This is a genomic window from Chromohalobacter marismortui (genome assembly GCF_004364315.1).
Lineage (GTDB): Bacteria > Pseudomonadota > Gammaproteobacteria > Pseudomonadales > Halomonadaceae > Chromohalobacter > Chromohalobacter marismortui.
The window spans coordinates 1-22,142 of record NZ_SOBR01000003.1 but is presented as its reverse complement, the minus strand read 5'-3'; the positions used below and the strand labels follow the sequence as shown (position 1 = coordinate 22,142).

General features: G+C 59.9%; 22 protein-coding genes. 5 read left to right on the top strand and 17 right to left on the bottom strand.

Features of this window, described 5'->3' with window-relative positions:
• Positions 1 to 9: 9 nt before the first annotated feature.
• From ybgC to C8E00_RS06580, 7 genes are all read right to left on the bottom strand, one after another.
• The gene (ybgC, locus tag C8E00_RS06610) at positions 10 to 405 is read right to left on the bottom strand and encodes a tol-pal system-associated acyl-CoA thioesterase (RefSeq protein ID WP_133696036.1); all 396 of its coding nucleotides are present in this window, start codon (positions 403 to 405) and stop codon (positions 10 to 12) included.
• Positions 402 to 1,457 carry a Holliday junction branch migration DNA helicase RuvB gene (gene ruvB / locus C8E00_RS06605; RefSeq protein ID WP_133696034.1) on the bottom strand — a complete coding sequence of 352 codons (1,056 nt, stop codon included), beginning with the start codon at positions 1,455 to 1,457 and terminating at the stop codon, positions 402 to 404. The genes ybgC and ruvB overlap by 4 nt, the downstream gene beginning before the upstream one ends.
• A gap of 9 nt (positions 1,458 to 1,466) precedes the next feature.
• Entirely contained in the window at positions 1,467 to 2,081 is a 615-nt protein-coding gene (gene ruvA, locus C8E00_RS06600) for a Holliday junction branch migration protein RuvA (RefSeq protein WP_133696030.1), read from the bottom strand.
• 80 nt (positions 2,082 to 2,161) lie between these two features.
• The gene (ruvC, locus tag C8E00_RS06595; protein ID WP_133696028.1) at positions 2,162 to 2,701 is read right to left on the bottom strand and encodes a crossover junction endodeoxyribonuclease RuvC; all 540 of its coding nucleotides are present in this window, start codon (positions 2,699 to 2,701) and stop codon (positions 2,162 to 2,164) included.
• A 25-nt stretch (positions 2,702 to 2,726) separates the two neighbouring features.
• The gene (locus tag C8E00_RS06590; protein WP_133696026.1) at positions 2,727 to 3,476 is read right to left on the bottom strand and encodes a YebC/PmpR family DNA-binding transcriptional regulator; all 750 of its coding nucleotides are present in this window, start codon (positions 3,474 to 3,476) and stop codon (positions 2,727 to 2,729) included.
• Between the two features lie 102 nt (positions 3,477 to 3,578).
• Positions 3,579 to 5,363, bottom strand: coding sequence for an aspartate--tRNA ligase (aspS, locus tag C8E00_RS06585; RefSeq protein WP_133696025.1), 1,785 nt, complete (start codon positions 5,361 to 5,363; stop codon positions 3,579 to 3,581).
• A gap of 66 nt (positions 5,364 to 5,429) precedes the next feature.
• Positions 5,430 to 5,690 carry an FmdB family zinc ribbon protein gene (locus C8E00_RS06580; RefSeq protein ID WP_133696022.1) on the bottom strand — a complete coding sequence of 87 codons (261 nt, stop codon included), beginning with the start codon at positions 5,688 to 5,690 and terminating at the stop codon, positions 5,430 to 5,432.
• 219 nt (positions 5,691 to 5,909) lie between these two features.
• On the opposite strand from C8E00_RS06580, the gene C8E00_RS06575 reads away from it, so the two are divergent.
• From C8E00_RS06575 to C8E00_RS06565, 3 genes are all read left to right on the top strand, one after another.
• The gene (locus C8E00_RS06575; protein ID WP_133696019.1) at positions 5,910 to 6,851 is read left to right on the top strand and encodes an NAD(P)-dependent oxidoreductase; all 942 of its coding nucleotides are present in this window, start codon (positions 5,910 to 5,912) and stop codon (positions 6,849 to 6,851) included.
• A 28-nt stretch (positions 6,852 to 6,879) separates the two neighbouring features.
• On the top strand, positions 6,880 to 7,770 hold the full coding sequence (locus C8E00_RS06570) for a ribokinase (RefSeq protein ID WP_133696016.1): 891 nt from the start codon (positions 6,880 to 6,882) through the stop codon (positions 7,768 to 7,770).
• Between the two features lie 77 nt (positions 7,771 to 7,847).
• Entirely contained in the window at positions 7,848 to 8,792 is a 945-nt protein-coding gene (locus C8E00_RS06565) for a nucleoside hydrolase (RefSeq protein ID WP_133696013.1), read from the top strand.
• Between the two features lie 31 nt (positions 8,793 to 8,823).
• On the opposite strand, the gene yccX is transcribed toward C8E00_RS06565, so the two are convergent.
• Positions 8,824 to 9,096 carry an acylphosphatase gene (gene yccX / locus C8E00_RS06560; RefSeq protein WP_133696010.1) on the bottom strand — a complete coding sequence of 91 codons (273 nt, stop codon included), beginning with the start codon at positions 9,094 to 9,096 and terminating at the stop codon, positions 8,824 to 8,826.
• Positions 9,097 to 9,143: 47 nt separating this feature from the next.
• Positions 9,144 to 10,046 carry a YihY/virulence factor BrkB family protein gene (locus tag C8E00_RS06555; protein ID WP_166638271.1) on the bottom strand — a complete coding sequence of 301 codons (903 nt, stop codon included), beginning with the start codon at positions 10,044 to 10,046 and terminating at the stop codon, positions 9,144 to 9,146.
• Between the two features lie 139 nt (positions 10,047 to 10,185).
• On the opposite strand from C8E00_RS06555, the gene C8E00_RS06550 reads away from it, so the two are divergent.
• The gene (locus C8E00_RS06550) at positions 10,186 to 11,295 is read left to right on the top strand and encodes a bifunctional nicotinamide-nucleotide adenylyltransferase/Nudix hydroxylase (protein WP_133696009.1); all 1,110 of its coding nucleotides are present in this window, start codon (positions 10,186 to 10,188) and stop codon (positions 11,293 to 11,295) included.
• A gap of 9 nt (positions 11,296 to 11,304) precedes the next feature.
• On the opposite strand, the gene C8E00_RS06545 is transcribed toward C8E00_RS06550, so the two are convergent.
• The 6 genes from C8E00_RS06545 to C8E00_RS06520 all read right to left on the bottom strand — a co-directional run bounded on the left by C8E00_RS06545 (position 11,305) and on the right by C8E00_RS06520 (position 18,207).
• Positions 11,305 to 12,222: a LysR substrate-binding domain-containing protein gene (locus C8E00_RS06545; RefSeq protein ID WP_133696007.1), complete on the bottom strand. Its 918-nt coding sequence runs from the start codon at positions 12,220 to 12,222 to the stop codon at positions 11,305 to 11,307.
• A gap of 75 nt (positions 12,223 to 12,297) precedes the next feature.
• Positions 12,298 to 13,722, bottom strand: coding sequence for a cardiolipin synthase (cls, locus tag C8E00_RS06540; protein ID WP_133696005.1), 1,425 nt, complete (start codon positions 13,720 to 13,722; stop codon positions 12,298 to 12,300).
• Between the two features lie 89 nt (positions 13,723 to 13,811).
• Positions 13,812 to 15,317 (bottom strand): fumarate hydratase, encoded by a 1,506-nt coding sequence (locus tag C8E00_RS06535; protein ID WP_133696003.1) that lies wholly within the window; start codon positions 15,315 to 15,317, stop codon positions 13,812 to 13,814.
• Between the two features lie 188 nt (positions 15,318 to 15,505).
• Complete coding sequence (gene uvrB, locus C8E00_RS06530; protein ID WP_133696000.1) at positions 15,506 to 17,536, bottom strand: excinuclease ABC subunit UvrB; 2,031 nt, start codon at positions 17,534 to 17,536, stop codon at positions 15,506 to 15,508.
• 56 nt (positions 17,537 to 17,592) lie between these two features.
• Positions 17,593 to 17,994, bottom strand: a complete 402-nt coding sequence (locus tag C8E00_RS06525; protein ID WP_133695998.1) for an OsmC family protein — start codon at positions 17,992 to 17,994, stop codon at positions 17,593 to 17,595.
• 21 nt (positions 17,995 to 18,015) lie between these two features.
• A complete protein-coding gene (locus C8E00_RS06520; RefSeq protein WP_133695995.1) occupies positions 18,016 to 18,207 on the bottom strand; it encodes a hypothetical protein in 192 nt (63 codons plus the stop codon).
• A gap of 158 nt (positions 18,208 to 18,365) precedes the next feature.
• On the opposite strand from C8E00_RS06520, the gene ygfZ reads away from it, so the two are divergent.
• On the top strand, positions 18,366 to 19,412 hold the full coding sequence (ygfZ, locus tag C8E00_RS06515) for a CAF17-like 4Fe-4S cluster assembly/insertion protein YgfZ (RefSeq protein WP_133695993.1): 1,047 nt from the start codon (positions 18,366 to 18,368) through the stop codon (positions 19,410 to 19,412).
• Here ygfZ and C8E00_RS06510 read toward each other — a convergent pair.
• Together C8E00_RS06510 and C8E00_RS06505 are read right to left on the bottom strand one after the other, a co-directional pair.
• Complete coding sequence (locus C8E00_RS06510) at positions 19,403 to 20,182, bottom strand: TatD family hydrolase (RefSeq protein WP_133695990.1); 780 nt, start codon at positions 20,180 to 20,182, stop codon at positions 19,403 to 19,405. The two genes, ygfZ and C8E00_RS06510, sit on opposite strands and share 10 nt — an antisense overlap.
• 62 nt (positions 20,183 to 20,244) lie before the next feature.
• Positions 20,245 to 21,834 carry a peptide chain release factor 3 gene (locus C8E00_RS06505; RefSeq protein WP_133695988.1) on the bottom strand — a complete coding sequence of 530 codons (1,590 nt, stop codon included), beginning with the start codon at positions 21,832 to 21,834 and terminating at the stop codon, positions 20,245 to 20,247.
• Positions 21,835 to 22,142: the final 308 nt, after the last annotated feature.

The following is a 22,142-nucleotide window of genomic DNA, read 5'->3' as shown; positions in this document are numbered from 1 at the left end:
TCGCTTGGGTTATCCGTGCATGAGAGGATGCAGTGCATCCGGCCAACGCACGGGCTTAAGCCGAGCAGCCTCGAGGCAGACGATGTCTACTCGGGCCTCGCACAGTCGTTCCCCGCGACGTGTCACTGTCTGGGCGAATGTCGCACGGCAGGCAGTGGATTCGACGACGTCGGCAGTGATGTGCAGTTCGTCGTCGAGGTGGGCGGGCTTGGCATAACGGCAATCCAACCGATGCACGACCAGTTGGATACCCTGCGCGAGCAAGTCGCGTTGGGTCAGGCCGTAATGATTTAGCCATTCGCTGCGTGCCCGCTCCATATATTTGAGATAATTGACGTAATAAACGATGCCGCCGGCATCCGTGTCTTCGATGTAGACCTTGACCGAATGCGTGAAGCCGCTCATGCATCGCCCTCCCGGCGCTTATCGTCAAGCGACGGTACCGAAGCGACGGCGTCGCTCGGCGTCAGGCCGAAGTGTTCGTAAGCCAGACGGGTGACCACACGTCCGCGGGCGGTGCGCATCATGAACCCCTGCTGAATCAGGTACGGTTCTAGGACATCTTCGATCGTGTCGCGTTCCTCGCTGATCGCAGCCGCCAGGCTGTCGACGCCAACCGGACCGCCATCGAACTTTTCGATCATCGCCATCAACAGGCGTCGGTCCATGTGGTCGAGGCCATGACGGTCGACATGCAGCATGTTGAGGGCTTGATCGGCAATGTCTTCGCTCAGGCGACCATCGCCACGCACTTCGGCGAAGTCACGCACGCGTCGCAGCAGACGATTGGCGATACGCGGCGTGCCACGCGCGCGGCGGGCGATTTCGGCTGCACCGTCACGGTCAGCCTCGACACCCAGCAAATGCGCCGAGCGCACGACGATCTCGGTGAGTTCCTCGACAGCATAGAATTCTAAGCGCTGCACGATGCCGAAACGGTCGCGCAGCGGTGACGTGAGCAACCCTGCGCGCGTGGTGGCGCCCACCAGGGTGAACGCCGGCAGATCGAGCTTGATGGAGCGCGCCGCTGGGCCCTCGCCGATCATGATATCGAGCTGATAATCCTCCATCGCCGGATACAGCACCTCTTCCACTGAGGCGGGAAGACGATGGATCTCGTCGATGAACAACACATCACCGGCTTGCAGGTTGGTCAGCATGGCGGCGAGATCGCCGGCACGTTCGAGTACAGGACCGGATGTCGACTTGATATCGACGTCCATCTCGGCGGCGATGATGTTGGCCAGCGTGGTCTTGCCCAGGCCGGGCGGCCCGAAGATCAGGGTATGATCGAGGCTGTCACCGCGCTGGCGAGCCGCGCTGATGAAGATATCCAACTGCTCGCGAACACGCGGCTGGCCGATGTACTCGGTGAGGCGCTGTGGGCGGATGGCATGATCCACGTGCACCTCGCTTCCCTGAGGTTGCGCCGCGATTAGACGGTCAGTATCGATCATTCGCGGTCCCTAGCCTGCCATCTTGCGTGTCAGGGCGGCTTTGATCAGGCCTTCCGTGGAGAGGCCATCGTCCAGCCCGGACAGCATGCGCGCGGCTTCGGTGGGTTTGTAGCCCAAGGCGACGAGAGCCGATTCCGCATCGGCGAAGGGGTCGGCCGCAGGGGCTGCGGGCGAGGCACCCAGCTCGAGCGCATGGAGTCCGTTTTCCTGCTCGAGCTGCCAATGGGGGAAACGGTCACGCATTTCCACGACCAGGCGATCGGCGGTTTTCTTGCCGACCCCGGGTAGGCGTGTCAGCGCTTTGCTGTCGTCTTCCATGATGCAGCGAATGAAGGCCTCCTGATCCATGCCCGAGAGAATCGCCAAGGCGAGCTTGGGCCCTACCCCATTGACTTTGATCAGGGCACGAAACAATTGACGTTCCTCGCCGCGAGCGAAGCCATACAGCAAATGCGCGTCCTCGCGCACCGCCATATGCGTGTGGAGTTGAACCTCTTCGCCCACCGCCGGCAATGCCAGCAAGGTGGTCATGGAAGTTTCCAGCTCATAGCCGACGCCGCCGACGTCGACGACGATCCACGGCGGTTGCTTTTCCAGCAGGGTGCCACGCAAGCGTCCAATCATGCACATCGAGTCCTTCGATTGACTGGGTTGACACTATACTGATCCGCCTCGCGACTGACCAGCACTCGACACGCCGCGCCTCAGTCGGGCCGGAAATCCCGCCAACGCTGACGGGAACCACCGCGCCGGCGCCCGCGCGCGGCTGACAGCGAGCGCCCTTGGCGCGCATAGGCATGTGTCAGAGCGATCGCCAGTGCGTCGGCGGCATCGGCCTGTGGCGTGCCGTCGAGCCCCAGAATCGATGTGATCATATGCTGAACCTGGCTCTTGGTCGCCGCGCCGGTACCGGTCACCGCCTGCTTGATCTGGGTAGGCGCGTACTCGAACACCTCCAGGCCATGATTGGCGGCGCAGACGATGGCGGTGCCGCGTGCCTGCCCCAGCTTGAGCGCGGAGTCGGCATTCTTGGACATGAAAACCTGTTCGATGGCGATTTCATGCGGACGATGCACACCAATCAACTCGCCGATCCCGGCATATACCTGGGCGAGCTTCTGGGCGAGCTGGTCACTCTTGATACGGATGCAGCCGCTGGCAACGTAACGCGGCGTCGCCGAGGCGACATCGACGACACCGTAACCGGTGATGCGCGACCCGGGATCGATCCCCAGCAGGATCATCGACGCGTCACTCCTGCCCCGTCCGTCACCCGAGCTCCGCCATGACGGCCTCGGAAAAATCGGCGTTGGAGTAGACGTTCTGCACGTCGTCGAGGTCTTCGAGCATGTCGAACAACTTGAGGACCTTGCGCGCCGTTTCGACATCGTCGATGGGGGAATAGGTATCCGGATAGGACCCGACATCGCTCGCGGTGGGCTCGAGGCCTGCCTCGACTAGCGCGTCCTTGACCGCACCAAAGCCTTCCACGGAGGTCACGATCTCGAGCGTGCCATCGTCCAGGGTAACGATATCGTCGGGCTCGGCAGCGAGCGTCGCTTCCATGGCCGCTTCTTCCGAGGTGCCCGCCGGCAGCGTCAATCGCCCTTGCTTATGGAACATGAAGGCGACGGATCCGGAGGTGCCCAAATTACCGCCGTTCTTGTTGAAAGCGTGACGCACTTCGGACACGGTGCGATTGCGATTGTCGGTCATGCATTCGACCATCACGGCGACGCCTTCGGGGCCGTACCCCTCGTAGACGGTTTCCTCCATCTCGTCGCCGTCGGTATTGCCGGCGCCGCGCTCGATGGCACGCTGGATGGTGTCCTTGGTCATGTTATTGGCCAGTGCCTTGTCGATGGCGGCACGCAGGCGTGGGTTATCCGCCACTTCGCCACCTCCCTGGCGGGAGGCAACGGTCAGCTCGCGAATGAGCTTGCTGAAAATCTTGCCGCGTTTGGCATCCTGGGCGGCCTTGCGGTGCTTGATGTTCGCCCATTTACTATGGCCTGCCATGTCGACGTCACTCCTTGAAAAAACAGGCGTTCGCGTTTGCAGGACACCCGGCGCCGAGGCGACGCCGGGAAAGCGATAAGAACGTGGGACAAGCGGCGCACGTCACGCCTCGCCGTTGCCACCTTGCTGTGCCTTCTGACGCAAGCGAATGTTGAGTTCCTTGAGCTGTTCGGCGCTGACCTCGCCCGGGGCGTCGGTCATCAGGCAAGCGGCACTCTGCGTCTTGGGGAAGGCGATCACTTCGCGGATCGTCTTGGCGCCGCTCATCAGCATGACCAGACGGTCGAGACCGAAGGCCAGCCCGCCGTGGGGCGGTGCGCCGAACTTGAGGGCGTCGAGCAGGAAGCCGAACTTCTCATCGGCTTCTGCCTCGCCGATGCCCAGCACCTCGAAGACCGCGCGTTGCATGGCCTGATCGTGGATACGGATGGAGCCGCCCCCCAGCTCGGTGCCGTTCAAGACCATATCGTAGGCCCGCGACAGCGCACTGGCGGGGTCTGCCTTGAAGGCTTCCGGCGAGCACGACGGCGCGGTGAACGGATGGTGCAAGGCGGCCAGGCGACCGTTGTCGTCGGTTTCGAACATGGGGAAATCGACGACCCACAACGGCGCCCACGCCTGCGTATAGAGATCGAGATCTTCGCCCAGCTTGACGCGCAGTGCCCCTAACGCCTCATTGACGATGCGGGCCTTGTCGGCACCGAAGAAGATGATATCGCCGTCCTCGGCGCCCACGCGATCGAGCAGCTCGTCGACGATGCCTTCCATGAACTTGACGATGGGCGACTGCAGGCCCTCGATGCCTTTGGCACGCTCGTTGACCTTGATCCAGGCCAATCCCTTGGCACCGTAGATGTTGACGAAATCGGTGTAGGCATCGATTTCCTTGCGCGACAGCTTGGCGCCACCAGTGACCTTGAGCGCTGCAACGCGCCCGTCATCGGCCTTGGCCGGACCGGAGAACACCTTGAAGTCGACATCACGCATCAGGTCATTGACATCGACCAGCTCGAGCGGAATGCGCAGATCGGGCTTGTCCGATCCGTAACGGTTCATCGCTTCGCTGTACGGCATCTTGGGGAATGCCGGCAAATTGACATCGAGCACGTCCTGGAACAGTTGACGGATCATGTCTTCGGTCAACGACATGATGTCGCTTTCCTCGACGAACGAGGCCTCCAGATCGATCTGGGTGAATTCTGGCTGGCGATCGGCACGCAGGTCTTCGTCACGGAAGCACTTGGCGATCTGGTAATAACGATCGAACCCGGACACCATCAATAACTGCTTGAATAGCTGCGGTGACTGCGGCAAGGCGAAGAACTCGCCCGGATGCGTACGGCTCGGCACCAGGTAATCGCGGGCACCTTCCGGTGTGGCGCGTGTCAGGATCGGTGTCTCGATATCCAGGAAACCCTGGGCTTCGAGATGCGCGCGCACGCTGTGCGTGATCCGCGAACGCAAGCGTAGCTTGTCGATCATCTCCGGACGACGCAGATCGATGTAGCGATGCTTGAGACGAATCTCCTCGCCGACCTTGCCATGCTCATCGAGCTGGAATGGTGGCGTGGCCGCCGTGTTGAGCACTTCGACGTTTGATGCCAGCACCTCGATCATGCCGGTGGGCATGTTGGGGTTCTGGGTTCCTTCGGGGCGCAGACGAATGCGTCCGCGAATGCGCAGTACAAACTCGTTGCGGGCCCGATCGGCATTGGCGAACGCCTCGGGCGTATCGGGGTCGACGACGACCTGGGCGATACCATCGCGATCGCGCAAATCGAGGAAGATCACTCCCCCGTGGTCGCGCCGCCGATGTACCCAGCCGCAGAGTGCGACTTCCTGATCCACCTGGGTTTCGTTCAATTGACCGCAATAGTGACTGCGCATGTCTTATCCTGTTTCGTTGCGTGTTTCATGGGGCTATGCGGCGCCACGCGAACGGCGCCGCATACGTCAGGCGGGCGTCTTGCCGCCGGTCTCGGTAGACGTGGAGGGCGGCGCCCCCCCTTCTCCCGCGAGATTGCGTTTTTGCCCCGATTTGAAGTCGGTTTCATACCATCCGCCGCCCGCCAGGCGAAAGCCCGCCGCGGAGACTAGACGCGATAACTCCGCGCGCTCGCAGCGTGGACAATCGGTCAACGCTGCCGCACTGACTTTTTGCAGCTTTTCCAGGCGATGGCCGCAGGCCTTGCACTCATACTCGTAGATGGGCATGGTTCTCACCATTCATGTCATCAAGAAGCGCCCGCGCGATTCGCGCACGGTGGCAGGGATATAGGGCCGGAGATCGCACTTTCCAAGCCTTTTCCGAAAGCCGGTCATTATAGCGCGTTGCGCCACCCGGCGGGCAAGCGTATCGGGACTTGATAGTCATGTACCTCGTCGTCGCGATGCCAGTCCCGCCCCATTTCGTCAACAGATAAAGGACGTCACATGAAAGCCGTGATTCTCGATGCCGCCAGCCTCGGTGACGATATTGATCTCTCGCCATTGCGCGCAGCGGTCGATCAGCTCGAGGTCCATGCGCATACCGCCGTCGACAAACGCCAGGAGCGTCTCGTCGGCGCGGATATTGCGATCACTAATAAGGTGGTGCTTGACGGCGAACTGCTCGCGTCCCTGCCTGATCTGAAGTTGATCTGCGTGCTGGCGACAGGCACCAACAATATCGATATGGAAACGGCCCGAGCTCGAGGCATCGAGGTGCGCAACGTGGCCGCCTACGGCACGGCGAGTGTGGCGCAGCATACCCTGATGTTGATGCTCTCCCTCGCCAATCGCTTGCCGCTTTACATGCGTGATGTTGCCGCCGGTCGCTGGAACGATAGCGCATTATTCTGCCTGCTCGATCATCGCACGTTGCAACTGGCTGGCAAGCATCTCGTCATCGTCGGGCATGGCGAGCTTGGCCAGGCGGTGTCTCGCTTGGCCGAGGCCTTCGGCATGCGCGTCACCTTTGCCGCGCGCCCCGGCAACGAGGCGCAGGATTCGCGCCCGTCCCTGGCGTCCCTGGCAAGCGAGCTCGATGTGCTGAGTCTGCATTGCCCGCTAACCGACCAGACGCGCCATCTCGTCGACGCCGAGATGCTGGGCCGTTTCAAACCCGGTGCGTTGCTGATCAATTGCGCGCGGGGCGGTATCATCGACGAACAGGCAGCGTTGGACGCGCTTCGCGGCGGTGCTCTCGGTGGGCTCGGTGTCGATAGCCTGCCCGAGGAACCGCCACGTCAGGGACACGCGTTGATTGAGGCCATGAATGCGTCACTCAACCTCATCGTGACACCGCACAGCGCATGGATCACACCGGAAGCCCGCGCCAACGTTGTCGCCCTGACGCGTGACAACCTGCATCAATGGCTCGCCTCGCGCGCTTAACATATGAGTTTCAAAGCCGGGAGCTTGCATGCTTTATAACTACGGTTCCATCAATATCGATTACGTCTACCGCGTGACTCATCTGGTGCGCCCCGGCGAGACATTGTCCAGCCAGAGCTTTACTCAGGTACTCGGTGGCAAAGGTGCCAACCAGTCCTTGGCGATGGCCCGTGCCGGCGGTGACGTCACGCATTGGGGACGCGTATCACAGCACGACCGCTGGGTTCTGGAAATCCTCGCTCAGGCGGGCGTCAATACGTCCTTGATCGAACTCACTGCCGATGCCAGTGGGCATGCCATCATTCAGGTCGACGATCATGCCGAGAACGCCATCATTCTCAGCCCCGGGGCCAATCATGGCTTTAGCGAGCGTCATCTCGACGCGCTAATGACCTCGGTGAGTCCTGACGATTGGCTGCTGTTGCAAAACGAGTGCAATGCGCTCGAGACCGTCATGACGCTGGCCGCGCGCCACGGCATGCAGATCGCGTTCAATCCCGCGCCCCTCGGCGCCAATGTGCATGCGTTGCCGCTGGAGCTGTGCCAGGTGCTGTTTCTCAATCGTGGCGAGGCGGCGGCGTTGGCGGGGCTCGAGGAAAATGCCGAGGCCGAGGCACTGCTGGATGTGTTGTCTCGGCGGCTGCCCGATGTCGAGCTGGTGCTGACCCTGGGACGCGATGGCGTCTGCTATCAATGGGGCGAGCAACGTCTGGCACTACCCGCCCTGCCGGTCGACGCGGTCGACACGACCGCCGCCGGCGATACCTTCATCGGTTACTTCATGGCGGCCCGCCAGCGCAACGAGCGCATCGAGACATGCCTGCAAGAAGCCAGCGCCGCTGCTGCGCTGTGCGTGCAACGAGCCGGCGCCGCACCCAGTATTCCGCTGGCGAGTGACGTCGCGGCCTTTTTTCCCTGAGTGATGGACAAGACATTGCGTCATCCCCTCTCAGCCCTTGCCGCCCCTTGTACAGCACCTACAGAAAAAGGATTCGCATGACCGTTCCACTGATTTTCGATACCGACCCCGGCGTCGACGACGCCCAAGCCATTGCCATTGCCCTGGCGCATCCCGACATCGAGTTGCTCGGGATGACCACGACCTACGGCAATGTCGATATCGATACCGCCACCGCCAACGCCTTGCTGCTGGCCGAGTTAGCCGACCAGCGTATTCCCGTCGCGCAAGGGGCTGCGGCTCCGCTGGTCAAGCCAAAGCATCCGGCGCCGACGCACATCCATGGCGACAACGGACTCGGTAACCATGTGCTGCCCGACGTGCAGGGCCGCGCCGAAGCGGTCTGCGCCGCCCAGTTCATCGTCGACCAGGTCAATGCACGCCCTGGCGAGATCACGCTGGTCGCCGTCGGCCCTCTGGGCAACCTCGCGGCCGCACTGCAGCTCGATCCGAGCATCGTCGAGCGCGTCAAGCAGGTCGTGGTCATGGGCGGCTCGATTCGCGAGGGCGGCAATGTCACCCCCGTTGCCGAGGCCAATATCTTCAACGATCCGCATGCCGCCGCACGGGTATTGACCGCGAATTGGCCGCTGACGCTGGTGGGTCTGGATGCCACGCACCGCTGCGTGCTGGGGCCTGCGCACATGGACAAAATCGCCGCCGCGCAAGGCAGACTCGGGGAGGTACTGGCGGGCAGTTATGCATTCTATCGTGCGTTTTATCGCAACGCGCTGGATATCGACGGATGCTGCCCGCATGACAGCTGTGCCTTGGCGTGGTTAATGCGTCCGGAACTCTTCACGAGCGTGCCAGGACATTTGAATGTCGTCACCGATGGCGACGCCGAAGGCCAGACACTGTTCGCGCCTCAGGCGCGTGCTTTCATCGATTCACGCTGGTCGCGCACACCGCTCGTCGAGGTGTGCATGAACGCCGACGGCGACGCCGTTGTGGACTGGATCGTCGAGACGCTGACACGTTGAGAGCCGTGCCCTCTCCTTGCGCCGGCTCGTCTCAGCCGAGGTCGAAGGTGGCCGGCGGCAGCTCGTCGGCCTCTTCGCATTCGACGTGGGTGACGCGCGAGGCTGGCGGCCCTTGCCATAGCCAGCGTACGACACGATCCACCGCCGACGACTCACCACACAGGAGCACTTCGACACGGCCATCGGGGAGATTTCGGGCGTAGCCGGTTACGCCAGCGGTCAACGCTTGGTCACGGGTGGCCGCGCGGAATCCCACGCCTTGCACACGGCCGGTGACCCAGGCCTTGAGGCAATGTTCATGCATGCTCTTCTCCTTTGCTTGCGGGTGCCGTACGGGTAGCCATATCCGGATCAATCCACGAATTCGCGCTTGACCAACACCGCAGAATTACGCGGCACGATACGCTTGCCACGCGCCTCGAGATGGGTTCGAGTGAAGGCTGCGCCGTAAAGTAGAATCAGTGAGCTGTAGTACACCCACAGCAACACCAGCACGACCGACCCTGCCGCGCCATACGTCGACGCCGTGGCGGTATAGGCTAAATAAGCGGCGATGGCGTAGCGCCCGATGGCAAATAGAACCGCCGTGACGATCGCACCGACCATAACATCTCGCCAACTGACCACGACATCCGGTAACACCTTGAAGATGGCGGCAAAAAACAGCGCGATCACGGCCAACGAGACGAGGAATTCGGCACCGCCGAGAAGTGCATTGATACCCGGCAGCCAGTCGCTGGCATAGCGGAAAAAAGCCTGGAGCATGACACTCAGCACCAGCGAGACCATCAGGATGAAGCCCACCGCCAGCACCACCGTCAGCGACAGCAGGCGTTTCTTAATGAACAGTAAAAGGCTATTGCGATCGGGGCGTGCCGTCACACCCCACAGGGTATTGAGAGAGAACTGCATCTGTGCGAAGACGGTCGTTGCCCCTACCACCAGCGCGCCGACGCCGAGCAAGGTCGGCAAGATGCCGGAACTTTCTATGCGCGACTGAGCCACTGCTTGCTGGATGGCCATAGCGGCATCTTGCCCCATGGTGTCTTGCAATTGTGCGACGATCTGGCCCTGCGCGGCATCTTCCCCGAGCACCAGGCCGATGACGGTAACGGCGATGATGATCGTCGGCGCCAATGAAAACAGTGTGTAAAACGCCAAGGAGCCCGCGAAGCTGAACGCATTATGCTCGAGCCACAGGGTTGCGGCGTTGACGACGATTCGATACCAATAACGGGGTGAAAAATTGCTCACGGACGCTCCTTGTCAGGCATGATGATGGCCGGCTTTATGTCGATGGCGTTCAGGATAGCGTAGATCCCCCACCCAATGCGTATATTGCAGAGCCTCGTACGGCTGCTCATAATGGCGCCGCCCTGCTGATGGAGCCTCCATGTCCAACGCCATTACGCCTCCCTCGTCTCTCGACAAGCCCTATGAGTTCGACTGCCTGGTCTTCATCGGGCGTTTCCAGCCGCCGCATTCGGGGCATCTCGCGGTCATACACGAGGCATTGCAGCAGGCACGGCAAGTGATCGTCATGGTGGGATCCGCCTGGCAAGCCCGGTCGCTGCGTAATCCCTGGCGTTTCGAGGAACGTCGAGACATGCTACGCGCATGCTTCGATGACGACGACAATGCACGACTCGATATCACGCCCTTGCTGGATGCCCTCTACAACAATGATGTCTGGGTGCGTGATGTGCAGCGTCACGTGCGTGATGCCATCGTTCCTCAGCAGGGCCGGTTCCCTCGGATCGGCTTGATCGGTGCCAGTCGCGGTCAATCGAGCTACTACCTAACGCTTTTCCCCCAATGGGAATCGGTCAGTGTGTCATTGGTCAGCGATGTCTCGGCCAGCCGAATTCGCGAGGCACTGTTCGGGGAGCCCGCCGTGGCAGACGAGTACTTGGCACGCGAGGAAAGCAGCGGACTGCCGGCGCCGGTCTCTGATGCACTACGCCGCTTCCTTGCAACCCCTGAATGCGCGCAATTATGGGAAGAGCAACACTTGCTCGAACAGTATCGTGAGGCCTGGGCACAGGCGCCCTATCCACCGGTGTTCGTGACCGTCGATGCCGTCGTGGTGCAATCCGGGCATGTACTGCTGGTCGAGCGTCGCGCGGCGCCCGGCAAGGGCCTGCTCGCCTTGCCGGGAGGCTTCATTCAACCTCAGGAGCGCTTGCTGGACGCCTGCTTGCGCGAGCTGCGCGAGCGGGTACGTCTGAAGATCCCCGAGGCCGTGCTCAAAGGCTCGTTACGTGGCCAGCGCTTGTTCGATGAGCCTCATCGCAGCTGGCGCGGGCGTACCCTGGCACAAGCCTTCTATTTCGCTCTGCGGCCCGAACAGCAACTCCCCCAACTCAAGCCTTCGCGTAGTGGTGAGCAGGCTCATTGGGTGGCGCTGGCCGACCTCAACCCCGAGGCACTGTTCGAAGATCACTTCTTCATCATTCAGAATTTCCTCGGATTACCGGCCGGGATGGCCACCCCAGATGCATGATCGGGGATGTCATGCCTGCAAGAAATCGCGTGGCAGTTTCATCATTTGTCGCCAGAGCTTCTCGACGCCGGGCTTATGTACCAGCGAACACCGATAAAGACGTATCTCGAGTGGAATGTCCCATTGCGGATCTCCCGCGCGAACCAAGCGTCCCGCAGCGAGCTCTTCGCGTATGCAGAAGTCGGGAATCCAGGCCATGCCGACGCCTTGCAGGGCCATGCCCTTGAGACCTTCCGCCATGGCCGTCTCATAGACGGTCTTGAGGCGCATGCGCAGCGGATCGTTCTTGAGCAGCATACGTACGCTGCGACCTAGAAAAGCGCCTTGGGTATAGGCGAGAAACGGCACTCCCGCGTCGTTGTCCAGTGCAAAGCGGGGAGAACCATCGGCATTGGGGACGCACACCGGCAGCATGTTCACTTGCCCGATGGAAAACGAAGGGAACGCCTCGGCATCGAGCTGCATGCTGGCATAGGGATCATAATACGCCAGCATCAGGTCGCAGTTGCCTTCGCGCAACACATGAATGGCGTCCCCAACGTTCATTGCCACCAGCCGCGTGGGAAGTTCACCCACCCCCTTTTGCAAGCGCGAAATCCAGTGTGGGAAAAACGTCAGCGCCAATGAGTGTGCGGCGACGATATCGAGCGCTTCGTTGGCCATCGACAGACCACGCAAATGGGCAAGACATTCACTCAACTGCTCGACCATGCTGCGTGCCGTGACCAGAAACAACTGCCCTTCCGGCGTCAGCCCGATAGGGGTCGTGGAACGATCGACCAAGGTGGCGCCCACGGCTTGCTCCAGGGAGCGAATGCGTCGGCTGAAAGCAGGCTGCGTGACGTGCCGTTGCCTGGCCGATGCAGAGAAGCTGCGTGTATTCGCGAGGGCAACGAAATCTTCGAGCCACTTGGTTTCAAGATTCACCGGCACTCCTGATGGTCACACTGTACATATTCGACAACCGCCAGCATGTGGGCGTCGTTCTACATGCCATGGGCGTCATTGTATCGGCGCTAGCAGATATGCAGCACGGGAGACGAGCTTGCGCCAGATGGGACGATTGTTGAGCTCATCCAGCGACACCTCACGGCATGCCGCAAAATCCCGACGCAACATGCCCTCTACCTGACCGGCAAACGCCGTATCGGGCACATAGGCAGTAATCTCGAAATTAAGACGAAACGAGCGGTTATCGAGATTGACCGAGCCGACCAGCGCCGTTTCATCGTCGACCAAGACGACCTTTTGGTGCAAAAACCCAGGCTGATAGCGAAAAATACGCACGCCGTGGCGGATCATCTCGGGCAAGAAGGAAAAGGCGGAGAGAAAGACCAGCAGATGGTCGGGACGCTCGGGGATCATCACTCTTACGTCGACGCCGCGCAACGCCGCGAGTTTCAGCGCGTCCTGCACGCCCTGGTCGGGGACGAAATAGGGGCTGGTCACCCATAGCCGCTCACGGGCACCGTGTATGGCATGTTGAATCAGCAAACTTGCCGTCTCGCAGCGGTCGGCCGGTCCCGAGGGTACGATCACCACATGCTGGCATTCGTCACAGGTAACCGAGGGCTCCCAGTTCAGTGGCAGGATCTCTTCGGTGGCCCAGTACCAATCTTCCCAGAAAGCTTCCTGCAACCCCATGACGCTGGGGCCGGTGAGCTTGATATGGGTGTCGCGCCATGGACCATATCGCGCGACGCGTCCCAGGTATTCATCGGCCACGTTGAAGCCCCCCGTCCACCCCTCGCGACCGTCGACGACCAGCACCTTGCGATGGTTGCGGAAGTTGATCTGGAAACGATGCCGCCAGCCGCGTGACGAGTTGAAGGCCGTGACCTCGATGCCTGCGCTCGATAACTCGTGCAAGTAATCATTCGGTAAACTACGGCTCCCGATTTCGTCGTAGAGAAGGCAAACCCGCACGCCCTGCTCCGCTCGACGCATCAAGTGCTGCTTGAATAAGGTGCCGATTTCATCGGCACGGAAAATGAAGAACTGTACGAGGATATATTCGCGGGCGGCATCGATGCCGTCCAGCAGACTCCGGAAGGTGTCTTCCCCATCGATAAGCAGTTCGGCTCGATTGCCCGTGCTCATGGGCATCATGGCCAGGCGCTCGACGGCCTGAATGCGCGTGGTGTCAAACGAAGGACGGGAGAAGAACGGCTCGAGCCGAGGCCTGAAGCGCAAGAGCACCTGGCGTAGTACGGTGTCGCGTTCGCCTCGAGCGGAGGTATATCCGTAGAAGCGCGGGCGTCCGAAGATCCAGTAGATAGGGACCGCCAGATAGGGAAAGGTCAGCAGGGTCACGATCCAGGCGACGGCCCCTTGCGAAGTACGACTCGACATCAATGCCATGATGGAAGACAACGCGCCCAGCACATGGATCGTCACGATCAGGATACCGATCAGCCCGGATGTCATGTCGGTTCCTCCCTGAAACCTTCGAAACACTCGCTGGTTAAAACGCAGGCCCCGCATGAACGGGGCCTGAGGTGACGATCATCGCATGATCATGCACTCGCGGCGATAATCTCTTTCCATTTTGCCGGTCCGATCTGATGAACCGATTCGCCTCGACTATCGACGGCAACGGTCACCGGCATGTCCTCGACATCGAATTCGTAGATTGCTTCCATGCCGAGATCCTCGAAAGCGATGACGCGGGATTTCTTGATCGCTTGTGCCACCAGATACGCAGCACCGCCCACGGCCATCAGGTAAACGGCCCGGTTGTCACGAATCGCTTCGATGGCCATCGGCCCGCGTTCGGCTTTGCCGACCATTCCCTGAAGCCCGGTTTCCTCGAGCATGGTTCGCGTAAACTTATCCATGCGCGTGGCCGTCGTGGGGCCTGCCGGCCCCACGACTTCGTCGCCGACAGGATCGACGGGCCCGACGTAATAAATGAAACGCCCACGCAGATCGACCGGCAGGGACTCGCCCTTCGACAGCATATCGACCATGCGCTTGTGCGCAGCATCACGACCGGTCAATAGTTTTCCGTTGAGAAGTAGCGTATCTCCCGGCTGCCAGGAGGCGGCTTCTTCGGCCGTTACCGTATCCAGGTTGATGCGCTTGACGTTATCGCCCGTTTCGCGAGTGATCTCTGGCCAGTCCTCCAACGTGGGGACGGGAAGCGATGCCGCGCCACTACCGTCCAGCGTGAAATGGACGTGCCGCGTGGCCGCGCAATTGGGAATGATGGCCACCGGCTTGTTGGCCGCGTGAGTGGGATAATCCTTGACCTTTATATCGAGCACGGTGGTCAATCCCCCCAACCCTTGCGCGCCGATGCCAGTGCGATTGACTTGCTCGAAGAGCGCGAGGCGCAGTTCCTCGGCACGAGTGGTGGCTCCACGACGCTTGAGATCCTGAATGTCGATAGGGTCGAGCAAGGCCTCCTTGGCCAATGCCATGGCCTTCTCGGCGGTGCCACCGATGCCGATTCCCAACATGCCCGGTGGGCACCACCCTGCGCCCATCTTGGGCAACTGTTCCAGGACCCACTCGGCGACATCATCGGAAGGGTTGAGCATGGCGAACTTGGATTTAGCCTCGCTGCCCCCACCTTTTGCCGCGACATGGATCTCGAGATTATCGCCAGGCACGAGCTTGTGATGAATGACGGCGGGCGTATTGTCGCGGGTGTTGGTGCGCTTGCCGTCGGGGTCGGCCAATACTGAGGCGCGCAAGACATTATCGGGAAGCTGATATGCCTGCCGGACGCCTTCGTTGATCATGTCGTCCAACCCCATGTCGGCTTCCCACTGAACGTTCATGCCGATGTCGACAAAGACCGTCACGATGCCGGTATCCTGACAGATGGGTCGATGCCCCTCCGCACACATGCGTGAGTTGATCAAGATCTGCGCGATAGCGTCACGAGCGGCGGGGTTCTCCTCACGCTGATACGCCTCATGCATGGCATCGATGAAATCTTTAGGGTGGTAATAAGAAATGAACTGCAAGGCATCGGCCACGCTCTGGATCACATCGCCTTGGCGTATCACGGTCATGAAAAGGCTCCTTATGATGGGTCCCCTCTCGCGAAGTGCGGTCAGGAAAGCAACGCGAGAGACACGAGCGCAGGATTATACCGAAAATGAGCGATCAACTCCCGACACCGGAGATGACCGCACATGGTTTCTTATTTTTTCCCGAATTTTCATTAAAAATGATAACGGTATAACCCTTGTATCTGCTATTAGCCTAACTCCAGTAGTCGAGCCTTCAAGGATTGCAATTGATCACGCCGCCTTGCCGCTTCCTCGAAGTCGAGGTTCTGTGCGGCTTCGTGCATGGCATCTTCCAGCTTGCTGATTTCCCGTGTGAGGCCAGATGCATCCAGTTGATTGAGCTGCTCCGCGCTGTAATCGCCAGGCGCCTCGGCAACACGCTTGTCGGGACGCTTATGGCCTACTTTCTTACCTGGCGTTTGTGCCCCTTCCATGATGTCGGCGACCGACTTCGTCACCGTCTTGGGGGTGATGCCATGTTCCTCGTTGAACGCTATCTGCTTGTGACGGCGGCGTTCGGTCTCATCCATCGCCCGCCGCATCGAGTCCGTGACGCGATCTCCATAGAGAATGGCCTTGCCATGAGCATTGCGTGCCGCACGCCCGATGGTCTGAATCAAAGAACGTTCAGCGCGCAGAAAGCCCTCCTTGTCGGCATCGAGGATGGCTACCAGCGAAACTTCCGGGATATCGAGCCCCTCACGCAGCAGGTTGATGCCCACGAGGACATCGAATTTACCCAGGCGCAAGTCACGAATGATTTCGATACGTTCAACGGTGTCGATATCGGAATGTAGATAGCGCACCCGAATATCGTGCTCGTCGAAATACTCGGTGAGATCTTCGGCCATGCGCTTGGTCAGCGTCGTGACCAGCACGCGCTCTCCCACGTCGGTACGCAACCGAATCTCGGAGAGCAAATCGTCTACCTGCGTCCCCGCCGGACGCACTTCGATTTCGGGATCGACCAGGCCGGTAGGACGCACGACCTGTTCGACGACCTGGCCGGCATGTTCTGCCTCATACTTACCCGGCGTCGCCGAAACGAAAGTTGCCTGCGGACAGACACGCTCCCATTCCTCGAACTTCATAGGTCGATTGTCCAACGCCGACGGTAGTCGGAAACCGTATTCGACCAGCGTTTCTTTGCGGGAACGGTCTCCCTTGTACATACCGCCTACCTGCGGAACGCTGACGTGAGATTCATCGATGAACAAAAGCGCGTCATCCGGGAGGTAATCGAAGAAAGTCGGAGGCGGCTCACCCGGCGCGCGGCCCGAGAGATAGCGCGAGTAATTCTCGATGCCGTTGCAGTATCCCAGCTCGAGCATCATTTCAATATCATAAAGCGTACGCTGCTCAAGACGCTGAGCTTCCACGAGCTTGTCGTTCTTGCGCAACCACTCCAGCTGCTCGGCCAGTTCGGCCTTGATGTTGTCCACCGCACCGAGAATCGTCTCGCGCGGTGTCACATAGTGGCTTTTGGGATAGATCGTCATCCGCGGCACCTTGCCGCGCACTTCGCCGGTCAGTGGATCGAACAGGCTGATGGTCTCGATTTCGTCGTCGAACAGCTCCACCCTCACCGCTTCATCTTCGGCATCCGCCGGGAAGATATCGATGACATCGCCCCGCACACGATAGGTACCACGGCGGAAGTCCATGTCATTGCGGGTATATTGCAGCTCGGCGAGACGCCGCAGGAAAGTACGCTGATCGATTAACTCGCCACGGTTGAAGTGCAAGCGCATCTTCAGATATTGATCGGGGTCACCCAAGCCATAGATAGCCGAGACGGATACCACGATCAGCGAGTCACGACGCTCCAGGAGCGCCTTGGTGGCCGAAAGACGCATCTGCTCGATATGATCGTTGACCGCAGCATCCTTCTCGATGAAGGTGTCCGACGAAGGGACATAGGCTTCCGGCTGATAGTAGTCGTAATACGAAACGAAATACTCGACGGCGTTATCGGGGAAAAAACTCTTGAACTCGCCGTAAAGCTGGGCAGCCAGCGTCTTGTTCGGGGCCATGACGATGGTTGGACGCTGCAGGCGTTCCACCACGTTGGCCATGGTGAATGTTTTTCCCGACCCGGTGACACCGAGCAGGGTTTGATGCGCAAGCCCGGCGTTGTAGCCATGTATCAAGCCTTCAATGGCTGTTGGCTGATCGCCAGCGGGCTGAAATTGCGACTGAATGCGAAAGGGTTTGCTCATGAATCTCACATAAGGGCGAGGTAAGCGCCGTTCAAGCCTCTGACCGCACTCGCTGGTCAGGCCTGACGCGTGGTGATGTCCACGTCGCTGACGGTCATCAGGCGCTGTATTGGGCAGCGGTCGGCAATCTCGAGCAGTCGGTTCAGTGTTTCAGGGTCGTCGATGCCCTGGAACGCCAGCGTCACGATGAGTCGATAATGGCCACGCGCCTCATCGCTTGCGTCGCGCTCAACGGTTGCAGTAATGGTCTCCACGGGCCATTGCTTGCGCCGGGCGTACATCAGGGCCGTCATGGCCTTGCATGCGCCGAGCGACAGATCGAAATAGTCGTGCGGATCAGGGGCGCTTTCGCTTCCGCCCACCTCTCGCGGTGCATCCACCGCGAGCGCCTCAAAGTCGCTGACCGTGGCCTGCTGGCGAAGCGAGCCGTCGCGCCGTGTCATGACCGTGATCGTCATAGCTACCCTCTCGTGTGGCAATCAGTGTGCCTTGTAGCCTAGCGCTTGGACGGTTCGAAGCAATGCTTCGCGACGCACGCGCCCTTCCACTTCGGCACCATGGCGACCGACCTCAACTTCCTCGACGCCGTCCGTCTCCATCAGCGCCGTGGTGATGCGATTGACATCCTCGGCGCTGTCGACTTGCTCGAAGGTCAGTGCTATACGCGACATGGGGCTTCTCCATCCGTTCATTCATTTCCCGTGGGGAGTTTATCATGGCGCGACGGCAACGCTGCGATGGTTGGAAAATCCCTTGTCCGCCCTGATATTCGAGTATGACATTTGAATGCGGTCGAGCGACCGTTGCGTTCGCGATACGGAGTTATTCCATGAATGATTGGACCAGGCATCTTGAAACGCAAGGGCTAGTGCACGCAGCGGAGAATGAGTGGCACTTCGGCGAGGCGATGTCCCAGGCTCGCGTGCCCTTGTCGTCCACGGCAATTGCGCCGTTGCCGCAATACTCGATCATGGACATTGCCGGTCCCGATGCCGAGCGTTTTCTCCAAGGCCAAACCAGCGCTCAGGTGGCGCTTGCCGACGGTGAGTTTGCGCCTTTGACGGCGTTTTGTTCTCCCAAGGGGCGCGTGCTGGCCAACGGCCAATTGATGCGCGTGGATGAGACACGCTATTGGCTCGTGTTGGATGTCGGTGTGGCCGACCCATTGCACGCACACCTCGCGAAATACGCCCCCTTTTACAAGGTCGAGATCACGCGGCCGGAAGTGCGAGTATTCGGTGTACTAGGCAAAGACGCAGCTGCTCAGGTCGAGGCTCAGCTCGATGTGACCGCCCCTGCCACATGGGCGATGGCTCAGAGCCATGCAACGGTGATCCTGCACCATCCAGGCCCGATCCCCAGGTTCATGGTCATTGCCCCGGAGGATGCAGCCCTGTCTGCTTGGAAGGCTTGCGAAAGCACCGCAACGCCCGTCGGCAACGCAGTATGGCGTCTTCATGATATCCAGGCTGGTCTCGCGTGGCTGGGGGATGCGCAACGTGACAGTTATCTTCCCCAGATGATCAATTGGGAAGCCTTGGGCGGTATCAGTTTCCGCAAGGGGTGTTACACCGGGCAAGAAGTGGTCGCGCGGGCGCATTTCCGTGGACAGGTCAAGAAACGTCTGCTGCGTGCTCAGTTGGAGAACGACACGCTACCAGCGCTGGGGACACCCGTGCATGACGCCAACGGCAAGTCTCAAGGCGACGTCGTGTGCGCTGCACTGAACGCTGATGGAAAAGCCGAAGTACTCGCCATCATCACGCAGCGCGATGAACCCCGCGAGCTCAACATCGATGGCGTTCCGCTCAAGCGCCTGTCGCTTCCCTATGCGATCGAACGCGTCGACCCCGAAAGCATGTCTCTTCAGGATTGATGTGACGCCAATCCGAATAAGCGGCGCGCGGTGGCCGTACTCTGCGTTGCCACCGCAGCATAGGATTGTTTTCGGAGCTCGGCCACGGTTTCACAGACAGCATGAACCCGTGATGGCTCGTTGCGTTGTCCCTGCGCACCGGATAGCGGCATATCCGGACTATCGGTCTCGAGGACATAACCATCGTCGGGTAGCGAACGTATGGCACGATGAAGACGCTTGGCGCGCGTATAGGTCGCTGCTCCGCCAAAACCCAAGACGAAGCCTAGGTCCAAGAACCCTCGAGCCTGTTCAGGACTTCCAGAGAACGCGTGTATCAAACCGCCGGCAGGCAACGCGAGCTGACGCAATCGCTTTGCTACCTGGTCGTTGGCCTGGACACAGTGAATCACTACCGGCAAGTGACGCTGCTTCGCGATACGCAATTGGGCATCGAAGAGTTGCCATTGGCGATTTAGATCCTCGAGACGTGCATCGATGCCACATTCGCCGAGAGCGACGGCTTCCGGATGAGCATCGAGCTGGACTTCAAGCGCCGCGGTATCTTCCAGTGCATGTGCCTGAAGAAAGTAAGGATGCAGCCCAAAGCAGACACTGATCTGCCGACGGCGCCCAAGATCGGCCACCTGCGGCCAACGCTCACGCGTCGTCCCGGGGACGATACAATGCCCCACTCCAGCCGTGGCCGCACGCGCCAGAACAGCGTCGCGATCTTCATCGAAGACGTCGAAGTCGAGGTGGCAATGGGCATCGATCAGAGTCGAGGACATGGAGTACCTTTTTCGCCGACGCATCCGGTAGCAATGCGCCGACGACGAAACGCTAAAGAGACTTAGTGCTCACGCGTAGCACGGAACTCAATATCCGGCCAACGCTCCTGTGTCATCTGCAGGTTGACGCGCGTCGGTGCCAGGTAGGTGAGATAGTCGCCACCGTCCCAGGCAAGGTTAGTGCTGGCCTTGCGCTTGAACTCGTCGAGCATCTTGGCATCGTTGCAATACACCCAGCGCGCCGTTTGCACGTTGACCGGCTCATACAGACAATCGACCTTGTATTCCTGCTTCAGCCGATGCGCGACGACATCGAACTGCAGCGACCCGACGGCACCAACGATCAAGTCGTTGTTGTCCATCGGCATGAATACCTGCGTCGCGCCTTCCTCCGAAAGCTGCTTCAGCCCCTTTTGCAGGGCCTTCATCTTGAGGGGATCACGCAACCGCACGCGTTTGAACAATTCGGGGGCAAAGTGCGGAATGCCCGTGAAGCGCATATCCTCGTTCAAGGTGAACGTATCGCCGATTTGAATCGTGCCATGGTTGTGCAAGCCAATGATGTCGCCGGGCCAGGCCTCTTCGACATGCGAGCGATCGGAGGCCATGAAAGTCAGTGCATCGGCAATCTTGACGTCTTTACCAATGCGGACATGACGCATCTTCATATTCTTGTCGTACTTGCCCGAGCACACTCGCAGGAAGGCAACACGGTCACGATGCTTGGGATCCATATTGGCCTGTATCTTGAAGACGAAACCGGTGAAACGTTCGTCGCTTGCCTCCACCGTGCGCTTGTCGGTATCGCGTGCTAACGGCGAGGGCGCGTATTCGACGAAACCATTGAGCATTTCGCGCACCCCGAAATTCCCCATGGCCGTGCCAAAGTACACTGGAGTGAGGTCGCCACGGCGATATGCGTCAAGATCAAATGTGTGGGACGCACCACGGACCAGTTCGACTTCCGCACGGAGTTCCTCCGCAGCATCCTGCCCCAGTGTTTCCTCGACCTCGGAGCTGTCGAGCCCTTCGATACGCAGATCTTCCGGGATCCGGTTGCCCTGGCCCTGCTTGTAAAGATGGATGACATCGTCGTAGAGATGATAGACACCACGAAAATGGCGGCCCATCCCCACCGGCCACGTCATCGGCGCACATTGAATGTTGAGTACCGTTTCGACTTCATCCATGACTTCGACCGGATCACGGATATCACGATCCATCTTGTTGATGAAGGTCAGGATCGGTGTCGTCCGCAAACGACAGACATCCATCAGCTTGATGGTGCGGTCCTCGACGCCCTTGGCGCCATCGATCACCATCAGCGCCGAGTCCACGGCCGTCAGCGTACGATAAGTGTCCTCGGAGAAGTCTTCGTGGCCAGGCGTATCGAGCAGATTGACAATCCGCCCATTATACGGGAACTGCATCACCGAGGTCGTTACCGAGATACCACGCTCCTGCTCCATCTTCATCCAGTCAGAAGTCGCATGACGCTCATCACGCTTGCTCTTGACCGAACCTGCGAGCTGAATCGCGTTGCCAAACAGCAGCATTTTCTCGGTAATGGTGGTCTTGCCGGCGTCGGGGTGGGAGATGATGGCGAATGTCCGGCGTAGATCCGCTTCTTTAGCCACTTGGGTGTCTGACATCAATATACTTCGCTGATTGGCGGCAGTCCGATGCAATCAAGCATGTGACTGAAAAAAATGAGTTCTTAACGTAAATTGTACTGCTTAGACGTGCATGAGGGTAGAGCCCCATAAACGAGAAAACCCCCGCTGGCCTGTGCCAACGAGGGTTTCCGGGATAAATGCCTGACGAGAGCCAGTGGGAGGCCCCCAAACGAGTGAACCCCGACCAAGTGGCCGGGGTTCGGAAGAAATGCCTGACGATGTCCCGGGCGGCGTTCCGCTACTCTCGCATGGGGGTGAGACCGCCCGGCCCTTCGTGGCACCGC

Coding starts and splice junctions, on each gene's coding strand:
- ybgC (WP_133696036.1), bottom strand. CDS start 405: ATGAGCGGCTTCACGCATTCGGTCAAGGTCTACATCGAAGACACGGAT.
- ruvB (WP_133696034.1), bottom strand. CDS start 1,457: ATGATCGATACTGACCGTCTAATCGCGGCGCAACCTCAGGGAAGCGAG.
- ruvA (WP_133696030.1), bottom strand. CDS start 2,081: ATGATTGGACGCTTGCGTGGCACCCTGCTGGAAAAGCAACCGCCGTGG.
- ruvC (WP_133696028.1), bottom strand. CDS start 2,701: ATGATCCTGCTGGGGATCGATCCCGGGTCGCGCATCACCGGTTACGGT.
- C8E00_RS06590 (WP_133696026.1), bottom strand. CDS start 3,476: ATGGCAGGCCATAGTAAATGGGCGAACATCAAGCACCGCAAGGCCGCC.
- aspS (WP_133696025.1), bottom strand. CDS start 5,363: ATGCGCAGTCACTATTGCGGTCAATTGAACGAAACCCAGGTGGATCAG.
- C8E00_RS06580 (WP_133696022.1), bottom strand. CDS start 5,690: ATGCCCATCTACGAGTATGAGTGCAAGGCCTGCGGCCATCGCCTGGAA.
- C8E00_RS06575 (WP_133696019.1), top strand. CDS start 5,910: ATGAAAGCCGTGATTCTCGATGCCGCCAGCCTCGGTGACGATATTGAT.
- C8E00_RS06570 (WP_133696016.1), top strand. CDS start 6,880: ATGCTTTATAACTACGGTTCCATCAATATCGATTACGTCTACCGCGTG.
- C8E00_RS06565 (WP_133696013.1), top strand. CDS start 7,848: ATGACCGTTCCACTGATTTTCGATACCGACCCCGGCGTCGACGACGCC.
- yccX (WP_133696010.1), bottom strand. CDS start 9,096: ATGCATGAACATTGCCTCAAGGCCTGGGTCACCGGCCGTGTGCAAGGC.
- C8E00_RS06550 (WP_133696009.1), top strand. CDS start 10,186: ATGTCCAACGCCATTACGCCTCCCTCGTCTCTCGACAAGCCCTATGAG.
- cls (WP_133696005.1), bottom strand. CDS start 13,722: ATGACATCCGGGCTGATCGGTATCCTGATCGTGACGATCCATGTGCTG.
- C8E00_RS06535 (WP_133696003.1), bottom strand. CDS start 15,317: ATGACCGTGATACGCCAAGGCGATGTGATCCAGAGCGTGGCCGATGCC.
- uvrB (WP_133696000.1), bottom strand. CDS start 17,536: ATGAGCAAACCCTTTCGCATTCAGTCGCAATTTCAGCCCGCTGGCGAT.
- C8E00_RS06525 (WP_133695998.1), bottom strand. CDS start 17,994: ATGACGATCACGGTCATGACACGGCGCGACGGCTCGCTTCGCCAGCAG.
- C8E00_RS06520 (WP_133695995.1), bottom strand. CDS start 18,207: ATGTCGCGTATAGCACTGACCTTCGAGCAAGTCGACAGCGCCGAGGAT.
- ygfZ (WP_133695993.1), top strand. CDS start 18,366: ATGAATGATTGGACCAGGCATCTTGAAACGCAAGGGCTAGTGCACGCA.
- C8E00_RS06510 (WP_133695990.1), bottom strand. CDS start 20,182: ATGTCCTCGACTCTGATCGATGCCCATTGCCACCTCGACTTCGACGTC.
- C8E00_RS06505 (WP_133695988.1), bottom strand. CDS start 21,834: ATGTCAGACACCCAAGTGGCTAAAGAAGCGGATCTACGCCGGACATTC.